10 protein-coding genes and 1 pseudogene are annotated in these 13,324 nt (G+C 30.4%); all 11 read right to left on the minus strand.

Annotation, left to right across the window (positions count from 1 at the left end; translation table 11 throughout):
- Nucleotides 1–45: 45 nt before the first annotated feature.
- Nucleotides 46–2,133 (minus strand): peptidoglycan D,D-transpeptidase FtsI family protein, encoded by a 2,088-nt coding sequence (locus HMPREF3058_RS01655; RefSeq protein ID WP_002490999.1) that lies wholly within the window; start codon nt 2,131–2,133, stop codon nt 46–48.
- A 400-nt stretch (nt 2,134–2,533) separates the two neighbouring features.
- The gene (locus HMPREF3058_RS01660; protein WP_001831217.1) at nt 2,534–3,133 is read right to left on the minus strand and encodes a superoxide dismutase; all 600 of its coding nucleotides are present in this window, start codon (nt 3,131–3,133) and stop codon (nt 2,534–2,536) included.
- Nucleotides 3,134–3,536: 403 nt separating this feature from the next.
- Nucleotides 3,537–3,956 carry a Fur family transcriptional regulator gene (locus tag HMPREF3058_RS01665; RefSeq protein WP_001831164.1) on the minus strand — a complete coding sequence of 140 codons (420 nt, stop codon included), beginning with the start codon at nt 3,954–3,956 and terminating at the stop codon, nt 3,537–3,539.
- A gap of 2 nt (nt 3,957–3,958) precedes the next feature.
- Nucleotides 3,959–4,807 (minus strand): metal ABC transporter permease, encoded by an 849-nt coding sequence (locus tag HMPREF3058_RS01670; protein WP_002457730.1) that lies wholly within the window; start codon nt 4,805–4,807, stop codon nt 3,959–3,961.
- 33 nt (nt 4,808–4,840) lie between these two features.
- Nucleotides 4,841–5,639, minus strand: a pseudogene (locus HMPREF3058_RS01675) (metal ABC transporter ATP-binding protein).
- Between the two features lie 201 nt (nt 5,640–5,840).
- The gene (locus HMPREF3058_RS01680; protein ID WP_002446543.1) at nt 5,841–6,731 is read right to left on the minus strand and encodes a deoxyribonuclease IV; all 891 of its coding nucleotides are present in this window, start codon (nt 6,729–6,731) and stop codon (nt 5,841–5,843) included.
- Between the two features lie 9 nt (nt 6,732–6,740).
- Nucleotides 6,741–8,087, minus strand: coding sequence for a DEAD/DEAH box helicase (locus HMPREF3058_RS01685; protein ID WP_002487006.1), 1,347 nt, complete (start codon nt 8,085–8,087; stop codon nt 6,741–6,743).
- A 34-nt stretch (nt 8,088–8,121) separates the two neighbouring features.
- The gene (locus HMPREF3058_RS01690; RefSeq protein ID WP_070731060.1) at nt 8,122–9,222 is read right to left on the minus strand and encodes a Nif3-like dinuclear metal center hexameric protein; all 1,101 of its coding nucleotides are present in this window, start codon (nt 9,220–9,222) and stop codon (nt 8,122–8,124) included.
- Nucleotides 9,212–9,901, minus strand: a complete 690-nt coding sequence (locus HMPREF3058_RS01695; RefSeq protein WP_002502106.1) for a tRNA (adenine(22)-N(1))-methyltransferase — start codon at nt 9,899–9,901, stop codon at nt 9,212–9,214. Before HMPREF3058_RS01695 ends, HMPREF3058_RS01690 begins: the two co-directional genes overlap by 11 nt.
- A gap of 154 nt (nt 9,902–10,055) precedes the next feature.
- Nucleotides 10,056–11,162, minus strand: a complete 1,107-nt coding sequence (gene rpoD / locus HMPREF3058_RS01700) for an RNA polymerase sigma factor RpoD (protein ID WP_002440071.1) — start codon at nt 11,160–11,162, stop codon at nt 10,056–10,058.
- A gap of 270 nt (nt 11,163–11,432) precedes the next feature.
- The gene (dnaG, locus tag HMPREF3058_RS01705) at nt 11,433–13,229 is read right to left on the minus strand and encodes a DNA primase (protein ID WP_002490963.1); all 1,797 of its coding nucleotides are present in this window, start codon (nt 13,227–13,229) and stop codon (nt 11,433–11,435) included.
- Between the last annotated feature and the right edge of the window lie 95 nt (nt 13,230–13,324).

Genomic DNA, 13,324 nt, shown 5'->3' on the forward strand with positions numbered 1-13,324 from the left:
AATTGCAAAGTATAATTTTATGATTAGTTAAGTTGACAATTTAAATTAATCTTCTTTCTCTTCGTTATTAGATCGAGAGTCATCTTTATTATCTTTATCTTTAAAATAGTAGTTGATTACGTCTCTACCTAAGTCTCCACCATTTAACCAAGGTGGTGGAACAGGTTGATTTGTGTAGACAATTGAAAAAGATAATTTAGGATTATCGACGGGTGCATAACCGATATATGTTGAATTAACTCTAGGTTCTCCATCTTGAAAAACTTCAGCAGTACCTGTTTTACCAGCTGAAGGTACTACAGTATTTCTAAAACTAGCATAACCCGTACCTTGCTTTTCATTGAAAGCCATTTTAAATCCTTCTTGAACTTCTTTAATTTCGTCACTTGAGTTATTTACCTTATTTAAAACATTACCCTTAATTTTACGTTTTAATGGGCCAGTTTCATCTTTATTAGTAGATTCATAAATAGACAATCCAATATGTGGTTGAATTCTATAGCCATCATTTGCAATAGTTGATACGTATTGGGACAACTGAAGTGGTGTATATGTGTCGTATTGTCCAATAGCTAAGTCTAAATAGTTACCAGGATTATTAGTTAAGGGCTCTATTTGGCCTGGCGTTTCGTTCGGTAAGTCAATGCCTGTTTTTAAGCCAAGACCTACTTGATTTAACCCTTTACGCAATTTACGACCCGCATCTGCTATATTATTAGGTAATGACATACCTGAAGTATAGGGGTCACCTGCTAATTTAAGTGCGGTTTTAAACATGTATACGTTTGATGAATGCATAAGTGCTTGTTTATCATCGATAGATACATGACCATTTTTATTAAAATATGATCGTTTGGTTAAACCACCTTGGAATTTTAATGGCTCATCTACCATAGTTTCTCCAACATTAATAGCTTTATTTTGGTACCCAGCTAATAATGTTCCTCCTTTTACTGAAGAACCGACCGTGTATTGAGCTGTAAAGTTGCCAATATCATAATCTTTGAGTTTACCCTGCTTATCAATTTGCTTCCCTGCCATAGCAAGTATGTCTCCATTTCTAGGATTTTGGACAACCATTAACGCATTGTCCATATCCTTAGCACCTTGACTACGTAACTTAGAAATTTGTTTTTCTAATAAAGATTCTACTTTTTTCTGTAAATCAATATCTATAGTTAATTGTAAATCATGACCTCTTGAACCAGGATTAAGTACTTCTGAACTTATTACTCTACCAGATTTATCAGTTGTATATTTCATTTGTTTCTTCGTGCCTTTAAGAACATCTTCGTATTGATATTCAAGATAAGATTTACCGACACGATCATTACGTGAATAACCTTTTGATAAATATTGTTCGGTTAATTCTTTAGGTATACCTTCAGTCGAAGTCGACACATCTCCAAATATACCTCTTAAAGTATCACCGTATGGGTATTTTCTATCCCAATCCATTGTAGTGTTTACACCAGGTAATTTAGAAAGTTGTTGTGATACGGCTGCATATTCTTTCTCGCTTACGTCTTCATTTTTAATTGTTTGAGGATCTAGAGTTGACCCAGCATTCATTTCCCGATAAATTGCTAAAACTTGCAAATCTTTTTTAGTTAACTGTTTTAATTGTTTTTTTCCTATTTTATTTCTTAATTGTGTATCAAATTGTTCTTGTGAAATACTGCCATCTTCTAACATTAATTGTTCTTTTCTCATTAACTTTTTAGCAGATGACGGATACATTTGAATCCAAAAATCCTTTTTATCTCTCTCAGTAATTTTATCCGTATCCATTTTAATTAAATCTGTCAGTTTCTTAGCAGTATTTAACATTTCCTTTTGTGAAGTTTTACGGTTTCTAGTGTATGTAATAGACATCTTTGAAGCATTATCAACTAGTACTTTGCCATTTCTATCTAGTATTCGGCCTCTTGGTACTGATTCATTAACAGTTATATTTTCATCGTTTTTGATTAATTGTTTGTAATGAGATCCTTGTGCTATTTGTAAATAACCTAATCTCAATACGACTATAGCAAAGATAAATACTATAAATCCAAATATGAAATTGATTCTTTTATTCATGGTGTTTCTCATTTTTTCATCATTTGTTTTTTCTTTTAATCTTTTCAGCAAAACAACCTACCTCTATTCAAAGTCTCTCATACAAATGATATATGATATTAGATTATTTTTCTATCATTTTAACAAAAAAGAGACGCAGAAAAATTCCTTTATCAATTGATAATCAAATTTATAAATATACTTTTAAACAATAATCAATAATAAAAATTTTTACATCGGTTTCATCAGTATTGTAATTCAAACTAAATGTATATACTTTTATGTTAATTTAGATTTTAATAAAAATGGATATTAAGTAATGAATCTCATTTCTCACGTGTTGTAGATAGTATTTAGTTTTATATGTAATTAGCCCTTAGATGACAATCATCTAAGGGCTACAACAAAAAATATAAGGTATTGTTTAAACTGATTTTTAGAATTTCTATGTTCTAAAGTTATTTAATATTGATTATTTAGTTGCATTATATAATTCATTAACTTTTTCCCAGTTAACAACATTCCAGAATGCATTGATATAGTCTGGGCGTTTATTTTGATATTTAAGATAATAAGCATGCTCCCAAACATCTAAACCTAAAATTGGTGTTTTTCCTTCAGTAATTGGATTATCTTGATTTGGTGTTGTAACAATTTCTAATTGTCCATTGTTTACAACTAACCAAGCCCATCCTGAACCAAAGCGTGCTGCAGCTTTATCTGCAAATTCTTTTTTAAATTCGTCTAAAGAACCCCATTGTTCTTTTATTTTATCTACAACTTCACCTTTTTCTTCAGAATTTGGTGATAATAGTTCCCAGAACAATGAATGGTTAAGGTGTCCACCGCCATTATTACGAACAGCTGTTTGAATATTAGATGGCACACTATCTAAATTAGCAACAATTTCTTCGATTGATTTAGCTTCTAAATCTGTCCCTTCAACTGCTGAATTTAATTTTGTAACATATGTGTTATGGTGTTTGTCATGATGAATTTCCATAGTTTGTTTGTCGATGTGTGGTTCTAATGCATCATATGCATAAGGTAAATTTGGTAATTCAAAAGCCATAAATAATCATCCTCCTAAATTGTCTATAATTATATCATAACAAGTAGATTTATAAGCAACAAAGAATATGCTTTCAAAAAAGTTTTAATTGCTGAATTGTTTTCCCGACCCACACTACAATTTATCAAAATTGTTAATGTGAATCTTCTTAATATTTTTCTAAATCTACTAATTGATATACTATAAATATATCTCAAATTTGTGAAGATTAAACATAAAAATACATAAATTTTAATAAATACGACTAATGGCCTATAATTAGTAAAAGAACCTCAGTTATTATCACTAGGTTCTTTTGCTACAAATCATGAGTATTCATTTTATATTAAATATTTAAAATTCCATGACCGAAAATCTTAAATTGAAATGATGAAATCTGCCAGTATTATGATCCGAATGTTTTTTAGTTTGCTTTACGTTGACATTCTTCACAAATACCATACACTTCTAGTTTATGAGTATGAATATTTACATTGGGTAATTGACTTTTAATCTTTTCAATTGGACAAAAATCAATCACTTTAGTTTCTCCGCAATTTTCGCAAATAAAATGATGATGGTGATGATTTGTGCATGCGATTCTGAATTTCATTTCTCCATCTAATTCGGTACTCTCTATAATGCCTAAATCTTTAAATAAATGAAGATTTCTGTATACAGTATCAAATGATATTCCAGGATAGTCCTTATCCATTTGTTGTTGAATATGTTTAGCATTTAAATATTTATCCTCTTTAACAAAGATATCTAGCATATCTTTACGTTTATCAGTGTATTTAAGTCCGTTTTCTTTTAAAACTTTAATTGCATCATTTGTATTCATTCTTAAACGACTCCCTTTTTGAACTTAATTTTTAACTTCTGAATAGTCATCGTTAGTATGAGCATTACTACTAATAGTACAACAATGACACCACCAGGTGATATATTCATGTAAAAAGCTATAATTAATCCTAGAATTACAGACAGTTCTCCTAATATAATACTTAATGCTATTAATTGTTTAAATCCTTTAGTTATTCTCATTGAAATTGCTATAGGAAGAGTTATTAACGCGCTTACTAATAATATACCTACAACTCTCATTGATGCAGATATAACCATTGCAACAATTACTATAAACAAAAATTGAATCCACTTTGGTATACCTATGACCTTACTATATTCTTCGTCAAATGATAAAATAAATAATTCTTTATAAAATAAAACAATAAATATGAGAACAATTATTGTAATGATAATAATTGTAGTTAAATCACTAATATTTACTGCACTAATTGATCCAAATAGTAGGCCTACGATTTCTTGATTAAAACCATCTGCTAGAGAAATAAAAATAGCACTTAGGGCAATACCAGCACTCATTATAATAGGAATTGCAATTTCTTGATAATTAGAAAATGAAGTTCTTAATTTTTCAATTAATAACGCTCCAATAACAGCAAAAAGAATACCAAACCACATAGGGTTTATTACTGAGAATACGGGAATAATGGTAAGCAAAAACATACCAAAGGAAATGCCACCTAATGTCACGTGGCTCAAAGCGTCAGCAATTAATGATAGTCTTCGAACTACAATAAATGCACCTATTAATGGTGCGATAAAGCCAATAAGCAGACCGCTAATCAAAGAATATCTAATAAAATCAAAATTTAATAACGCATCTATCAAAAGTTACACTTCCTCTTTGTTTCTAATATAAATTTATTCATTTCCCTCATTACAACATGTTCGGTTGTGTTGATGATCAACAAATTGAATAGGATGACCATAAATTTTTGAAATTTCCACTTCATCTAAAGACTTGAATGCTTCTGTAGAACCATGGAAATGAAGATGTTTATTTAAACATGCTACTTCTGTAGCGGTATCTGCTACAACGCCAATATCATGGGTGACTAAAATTATTGTAATCCCCTGCTTTTTTAATTTATCAAGTGTATCGTAAAATTCGCTTACATGTTTTGCATCAATTCCGTTTGTAGGTTCATCTAACACTAGCACACTTGGGTTAGAAATAAGTGCTCTAGCAATAAGTACACGTTGTTGTTGTCCGCCAGATAGTTCAGCTATATTTTTATTTATTAAATGAGATATATTTAATCTCTCTAATACCTTTTTGACTTTTTGATAATCACTTTTATTGAATCTTTGAAATATTTTTTTGGTTTTAGTCAGACCACTTAAAACAACTTCCTTTACACTAGCTGGGAAACCTGCATTGAAGGCAGAAGCTTTCTGAGAGACATAGCTAATTTTCAATGAAGATTTATTACCTTTAAATGGTTTTCCTTCAACAATTATCTCCCCTTTTTGTATAGGCAATAGCCCTAATATGACTTTTAGTAAAGTAGATTTACCTGCCCCGTTTGGACCAACAATTGCTAAAAATTCGCCCTTATTAATTTTGATATTTATGTTCTCTAATACATGCTTATTATCGAAATAATAATCTAAATTTCGTAATTCAAAAACTGGCGTTGTCATGGTTTTCACCTCGCATATAACTATACAACTTATTAATTTTTATGTAAATAGTAATGTTTACGACTATTTTAAATTACATATAGTTTTGGTTGTTCTATAATTAGTCTAATGACTTGATAGTCGTAATTAAAAAGATATTATTTTTATTTAACATGATGAAATAATTAAGCCATTCACTGAATGAAAAGACGATGAATGGCTTGATTTTATAACTATTTTATTGATTTAAAATTTTGTTCTTGAGGTCTGGATCAAATTCTTGTGATTTTAACATGTCTATTTCTAATTTATACGGTGGTTTTTTATTTTTTTTATCTTCACCAACATATGGAGTTTCTAATATTTTTGGAATATTTTTAAAAGTATCATGATGCACTACGTAATTAAGTGCATCAAAGCCAATATGACCAAAGCCGATATTTTCGTGACGATCTTTCTGTGCACCTCTTAGGTTTTTACTGTCATTAACATGTACTACTTTAATTCGATCTACTCCAATTATATTGTCGAATTTTTCTAGTACACCATCGAAATCTTCTTTGACGTTATATCCGGCATCATGAGTGTGGCACGTATCAAAACATACTGATAAGCGATCATTATGTGTAACACCATCAATTATTTGAGCAATTTCTTCAAAAGATCTCCCTACTTCTGTTCCTTTACCCGCCATAGTTTCAAGTGCTATTCTTACATCATTATCATGTGTGAGTACTTCATTAAGTCCTTCAATAATTTTTTGGATTCCTTTATCTACACCTGCTCCGACATGCGCCCCAGGATGTAGTACAATATCTTTTGCTCCAAGTGCTTGAGTTCTTTCGATTTCTTTTTGTAGAAAGTCGACTCCTAAATTAAATACTTCAGGTTTGGTTGTATTTGCAATGTTAATGATATATGGTGCATGTACAACAATATTTGATAAACCATATGTTTTCATTGCCTGTTGGCCTTTTTCGATATTTAAATCTTCAATATTTTTACGTCTTGTATTTTGTGGTGCACCTGTATAAATCATAAATGTGGATTCACCATATTTATGTGCTTCTTCTGCCGACCCTTGCAGCATTTTTTTGCCACTCATTGAAACATGTGATCCTAGTAACATTCATTTCACCTATCCTTTATTAGTTTTTCGTTTTTGTCTTTTTTGCTTTTTACTATACTGCTTTCTTTCTTGACGTTTCATTTTTTCAACTTCATGTTTAAATTTCTTTTTATACCCTGGTTTAACTTTACGTTTTGATTTACTTCTTACTTTGTGTTTAACTTCATTGGTTAAATGATCATCTTTACGTTGTCTTGATCTACGCATATTGTGTGCCTTAATCGGTTTTAATTCACCATTCTTGATATCTACATTTTTAAATTTATAACCTCTGTCTTCGATAAGAGTAATATTACTTTCTTCATCAGGACTATATAATGTAATGGCTACTCCTTTATAATTACCTCTTCCTGTTCGACCTACGCGATGTGTGAAGAAATCGATGTCATTGGGTACATCGAAATTAATAACATGACTTACGCCTTCAATGTCTATTCCTCTAGAAGCAAGATCGCTTGCAATGACAAATTGAAAATCTAAATTTCTTATTCTTTTCATTTGTTGTTTACGTTCTCTTGGTGTTAAACCACCATGAATCATACCTATTTTAATTCCTTCTTTATTTAAAGTGTCTGCCAATTCATCGGCATTTTCACGACTGTTACAGAAAATAATACATAGATAAGGATTCAATATATCTATCAGTTCCAATGTTTTATCTACCTTGGCAGAACCTTTTGTAGGAATTAGATAAAATTCGATATTTTCTTTATTATGAGCTTTACCATCTACTTCTACAAATTCTGGTTGACTTAAATATTTATTTAAAAATGGTTGTAATGATTTAGGTATTGTTGCACTAAATACCGCTAGATGAGCATTTTCATCATCTAATCTCGCTGCAATATGGTCAACATCTTCAATGAGACCCAGGTCAATCATTAAATCCGCTTCATCTATAATTAAATATGAGGCTAAATGTGCATGAAGATAACCTGAATGTGCTAAATCATTAATTCTTGTTGGTGTACCAATAATGAGTTGTGGTTGATGGCTACATCGTTGTTTATCTTTTTCTAAATCGGTGCCACCAATGAAAAGTTTTACATTTATACCTTTTTTGAATTTTACTAAATGCATAGCAACTTGATAAAGTTGCTGAGCAAGTTCACGTGTTGGAGCTACTACTATGGCTTGTGGCTCTTGAATGTCACTTTCTATAAGTTGAATTAATGGTAAGAGAAAAGCGTGTGATTTTCCAGTTCCAGTTTGAGATTGTCCTATTAAATTTGTTCCTTTAAGAATTCTCGGTATGATTCTATTTTGGATTTCGGTTGGTTTTTCAAAATTAAGATTTTTAACAGCTTCAATTAAATTCTCATCTAAATTAAAGTGTTCAAATGGATGTTTTGACATAATTTGTTCTCCTTTAAATGTTTATCAATAACATTTATTTATATTTAAATGGATCTGTGTTGATTTCAGAGGCATATATCGGAAATTGATTTTCATATTTAAATAACCATTTTGCTAATAATTCTTTTAATCCTTCTTTCATAACATACTCACTATAATGATTGATGTCTAATAAATTTACATTTTGGATTTTAGCATCTAGAGCATCATGGTGTTTAATGTCACCAGTAACAAAAACGTCTGCTCCAAGTTGGCTAGCTTTATACTCAAATCCTATACCTGAACCGCCTATGATTGCTACTTTCTTAATTGGACTATCATGTTGACCTGTATATCGTACGCTTGGTATATTGAGTTGTTTTTTTGCATATTCAGAGAATTCATCTAAAGTCATAGTTTTGTTTAATTGTCCAATAATCCCTAATCCATACTCACTTTCTTTGTTCATTTTAATAAAATCAAAAACTGGTGTTTCGTATGGGTGATTATCTAAAATAGCTCGCTTAGCTATTTCTAATTCATTGCTTTTTATCATAAACTCAAGTTTTATTTCATCAACATATTCGATACTATCTAACTTCCCTATATAAGGGCTTGCATCACCTACTGGTTTAAATTGTCCTTTACCTTCACTTTCAAAGAAACAATATTCGTAATTACCTTCTTTAGCTAATCCAAGTTCGTTTAAACTGTCTTTGAAGATTTCAACATAATTTTTAGGTATAAAAGTTTGAACTTTGTAATAATATGAGCTATTTGTATTAATCATGGATATGTTCTCTAAACCTAATTGATGCGCTAACATTCGATTGACACCTTCAGGATGTACATCAAGGTTAGTGTGTAATGCTATAAGATTGATATTATTTTGGATAAGTTTACGAATAATACTACCATATCCATCTTCAACAATGCGTTTTACTCCTTTGAAAATAAGTGGATGATGAGCAATGATGGTATTAGTATTAAGTTCAATTGCTTGGTTAACAACATCATCGGTGCAGTCGAGAGTTGTCAGAATACCTGTAATATCTAAATTATCATTACCAATTAATAATCCTACATTATCCCATGATTCAGCTTGATGAAATGGAACGTGATTATTTAAAATTTTCATCAGTTCACTAATTTTCATTAATTAACACCTCTTGTATTAAGTTGATTTCATCTTCTATTTCTTTTAGTCTCTCATGATGTGAAGTTGAATTCAATTGAGATTTTATATCACGCAGTGCTTGTAACTCTCTTTTCCATTTTTTTTGAAAAATGTTATTACAATCTCTAAGTAAAAATGGTCCGAATTTTTCTTGTAATATATTTAATTTAACTAAGTTATTATTAAACTCAGCTACCACGATTTCATATATGTGACCCTTTTCCTCAATGATTCTTTCATCAACGATTTCATATGAGAGTTTGTTAAGAGTTTGTCTTAATGCTTGAGTTTGTATATTACTTTGTAGTATGAGTCTTGGCTGGTTAACTAATTTATCTTTCCCATCGTTTAAAATTTTTGCAATTAATGGTCCTCCCATACCACAAACAGTTATATTATCAATTTGATCTTCTGCGTTTATAACGCTTAGACCATCGCCTAGACGTACATCAACCAGTTGATTTAATTCATAATTTGCAATATTTCTTTTAGCGGCCTTATAAGGTCCTTGAATAACTTCCCCTGCTATTGCTTTTGTGCATAAGTCGTTTTGAATTGCATATATAGGTAGATATGCGTGGTCTGAGCCAATATCAGCCAATGTTCCTCTTTTAATAAATGAGCATACAATTGATAATCTTTGGTTAAGGTTAATCATTTTTAAACTCCTTATATGTATTAAAAAAGAGTAGGATAGAATTCAGTAATAAGAAATTTGAATTCACTATCCCACCCTACTTTAGTGTGATGATTTAGTTAAACGACATTACTATTAATTAATAATTCAAACGCCAAAGTCTTATTCCTTTAATTTAATCCATGAAATCTTTAAGACGTTTACTTCGGCTAGGATGTCTTAGTTTTCTTAAAGCTTTTGCTTCAATCTGACGAATTCTTTCACGTGTTACACCGAATACTTTTCCAACTTCTTCTAGTGTTCTTGTTCGTCCATCATCTAAACCGAAACGTAAACGTAAAACATTTTCTTCTCTGTCAGTAAGTGTATCTAAAACATCTTCTAATTGTTCTTTTAACAATTCGTATGCTGCATGATCAGATGGACTTTGAGCTTCTTGGTCTTCTATGAAGTCTCCTAAATGACTATCATCTTCTTCACCGATTGGCGTCTCTAAGGAAACGGGTTCTTGTGCAATTTTTAAAATCTCTCTGACTTTTTCTGGTGGTAAATCCATTTCTTCTCCAATTTCTTCAGGAGCTGGATCTCTGCCTAAATCTTGCAATAATTGACGTTGAACACGAATCAATTTATTAATCGTTTCTACCATGTGTACTGGTATTCGAATTGTACGCGCTTGGTCAGCAATTGCTCGTGTAATAGCTTGTCTAATCCACCAAGTGGCATATGTTGAAAATTTAAATCCTTTGCTAAAATCAAATTTTTCCACAGCTTTAATTAAGCCCATGTTACCTTCTTGAATCAAATCTAAGAATAACATTCCGCGACCAACATAACGTTTAGCAATACTAACAACTAAACGCAAGTTTGCTTCAGCTAATCGTGATTTAGCAATTTCATCACCTTGTTCAATTCTTTTTGCAAGCTCAATTTCTTCTTGAGCACTTAAAAGATTAACTCTACCAATTTCCTTTAAATACATACGCACTGGGTCATTGATTTTGACACCAGGAGGGGCACTCAAATCATTAGGATTGATTTTATCATCCGTGTCAGAACTATCTTTTTCATTGACAAGTGTAATGTCATTGTCATTCAATTGGTCGAAGAAATCATCCATTTGATCTGAGTCCATTTCAAAATTTTGTAGTTTTTCAGCGATTTCTTCGTGACTTAAATGACCTTCTTTTTTTCCTTTATCAATTAATTGTTTTTTAACATCTTCTAGTGTTAAAGTCGGATCAATTGTTTGCTTTTTAATTTTAACTTGGTTGTCAGACATGAAAAGGCCTCCCGATTTTAGTAAATACTGATAATCTATTAATAATTATATATTATATCAATTTAATATGATTTGTATATTCTAAATAATCACTAGATTACACTGAGTAAGTGAAAATCAAGTGATATTAGCTTAAATAAGTGGTGTTCAATTGAATAAATATACACTTTAGAATTTCTGATATAACAAATTTACCCGTTAAATAATTAAAGTAACCATATTCGATTAACTGCTCTTGAATTTTAAATTAAATCCTTTTAAATATTGCTTTTACATTCGATTTTTATTTTTGTTAACGATAAGTTGCAAATAATATTTTTGTAATTCTGAATCTCCAATACGTGATGCTTCCCTTAATTTATAATTCAAACTTTCTAAAGAATCTTCGTTATTATTATTTTTAATAATTTGAATATAGTCCTCTATTTCGTTTTCATAAGGTTCATCATTTAGATGATATTGATCTAATTCAATAAGAACTTCTCTCAATTCATTAGATTCAATATATTGCATCATATCGCTAATTGTATAATAATCATTTTTTGAATAATAGTCGTACAAATAACTAAATATACGCTTTAAATAGCTATTTGTAAAGTCTTCTGGTACAACTTTTTGATAATAATTCAAAAAAGTATCTTTATCCTTCATTAAATGCTTAATTAAAGCTCTTTCTGCTTTCTCATTTTTAGTCAGATGACCGAGTATTAATTGTTGTTTACTTGGCTCATCTTGAAAAGTAGGATAAGTGTTCGACGGCATCTGATGTTGATAAGTTGCATCTAACTCATATTGAATGGTTTCTGGACTAACTTTAAATATATCAGCTATGTTTTGAATAAGTTTATTACGAATAATACCTGAATTGACTAAAGAAAGGTCTCGCACAGTTTCTTTAAAATGTTTTTCGTATGCAAGATCATTATGATTAATCTCATTTTGATACATTTTAACTTTAAATAGCACAAATGATTGTTTGTCTTGTTGAACAAATTTTATGAATTGTTCGTTATCATATTTTCTAATATAATCATCAGGATCCATACCTGAAGGTAGTTGAACCACAAACACATTTAATCCTTGATTCAACAGTGCTTGTCCAGTTTTTATAGTAGCTTCTTTACCAGCATAATCACCATCAAACATTAATGTTACGTTTTGCGTTAGTTTTTGTAAAAAAGTAATATGTTCTTGTGATAACTGGGTACCCATACTAGCGACAACTTGTTTTAATCCAGCGTAATCTGATTTAATTACATCCATGAAACCTTCTAATAAAATAATCTCATCTTGTTTTCGAATAAATTTACGTGCTTTATTTAAATTATATAAAATTCTACGCTTCTGGAAAATAGGTGTTTCCGGACTATTTAAATATTTTGGTTCTTGATTCGTATATGTCCGTCCTGAATACCCAACAATTCGTCCTTGTCCATTCTTTAAAGGAAACATAATTCTATTTCTAAATCTATCAAAATATGTGAAATTCTCTTCATTACGAGATAACAAACCTGCTTCAAATGCTAGTTCTATATCATATCCTTTTTTTTCAAGAAAATCATGACAAAAATGTGAGTTATCAGGTGCATACCCAATTTCTCTTTCCTTAATAAGGTCATCTGTAAAGCCACGTTCATGTAAATAATTGAGGGCTTCCTCACCTTCAACTGTTTTCATTAAAGCATAATGATAATAATCTTTAATGAGTTCATGCATCTCAATCATTTTCAACTCATCAGACGCAATTTTTGTCGAGGAATTTGTTTGGTTCTGCCCTATATCAACTTGGATATTCACTCGTTCACCCAAATCTTTTACAGCTTCAACAAATGATACGTCTTTAATTTCTTGCGTAAATTGAAAAACATTACCACCTTTTTTACATCCAAAACAATGACAAATTTGTTTATCTTCTGAAACTGTAAATGAGGGTGTCTTTTCATCATGAAAAGGACACAAACCGATATAATTGCGTCCTCTTTTTTCAAGTTTTACATATTCACTAACTAAATCTAATATATCAGTTTTATTTTTTATTTCATCAATGACGGATTGATCTATACGCAAAAGACATCACCTATCAATATTCAGAATTGCTAATTCTTTATTTTTATGTGGTTACTAAAAGAATGAAGAAATATATTTCAAACTATAAATGCCAC

The sequence above is a fragment of the Staphylococcus sp. HMSC068G11 genome (genome assembly GCF_001815825.1).
GTDB classification, from domain to species: Bacteria; Bacillota; Bacilli; order Staphylococcales; family Staphylococcaceae; genus Staphylococcus; species Staphylococcus epidermidis.

Bases quoted from the DNA above. Each gene is read 5' to 3' on its own strand.
- HMPREF3058_RS01660 (WP_001831217.1), bottom strand. From the start codon at position 3,133: ATGGCTTTTGAATTACCAAATTTACCTTATGCATATGATGCATTAGAA.
- HMPREF3058_RS01665 (WP_001831164.1), bottom strand. From the start codon at position 3,956: ATGAATACAAATGATGCAATTAAAGTTTTAAAAGAAAACGGACTTAAA.
- HMPREF3058_RS01680 (WP_002446543.1), bottom strand. From the start codon at position 6,731: ATGTTACTAGGATCACATGTTTCAATGAGTGGCAAAAAAATGCTGCAA.
- HMPREF3058_RS01685 (WP_002487006.1), bottom strand. From the start codon at position 8,087: ATGTCAAAACATCCATTTGAACACTTTAATTTAGATGAGAATTTAATT.
- HMPREF3058_RS01690 (WP_070731060.1), bottom strand. From the start codon at position 9,222: ATGAAAATTAGTGAACTGATGAAAATTTTAAATAATCACGTTCCATTT.
- HMPREF3058_RS01695 (WP_002502106.1), bottom strand. From the start codon at position 9,901: ATGATTAACCTTAACCAAAGATTATCAATTGTATGCTCATTTATTAAA.
- rpoD (WP_002440071.1), bottom strand. From the start codon at position 11,162: ATGTCTGACAACCAAGTTAAAATTAAAAAGCAAACAATTGATCCGACT.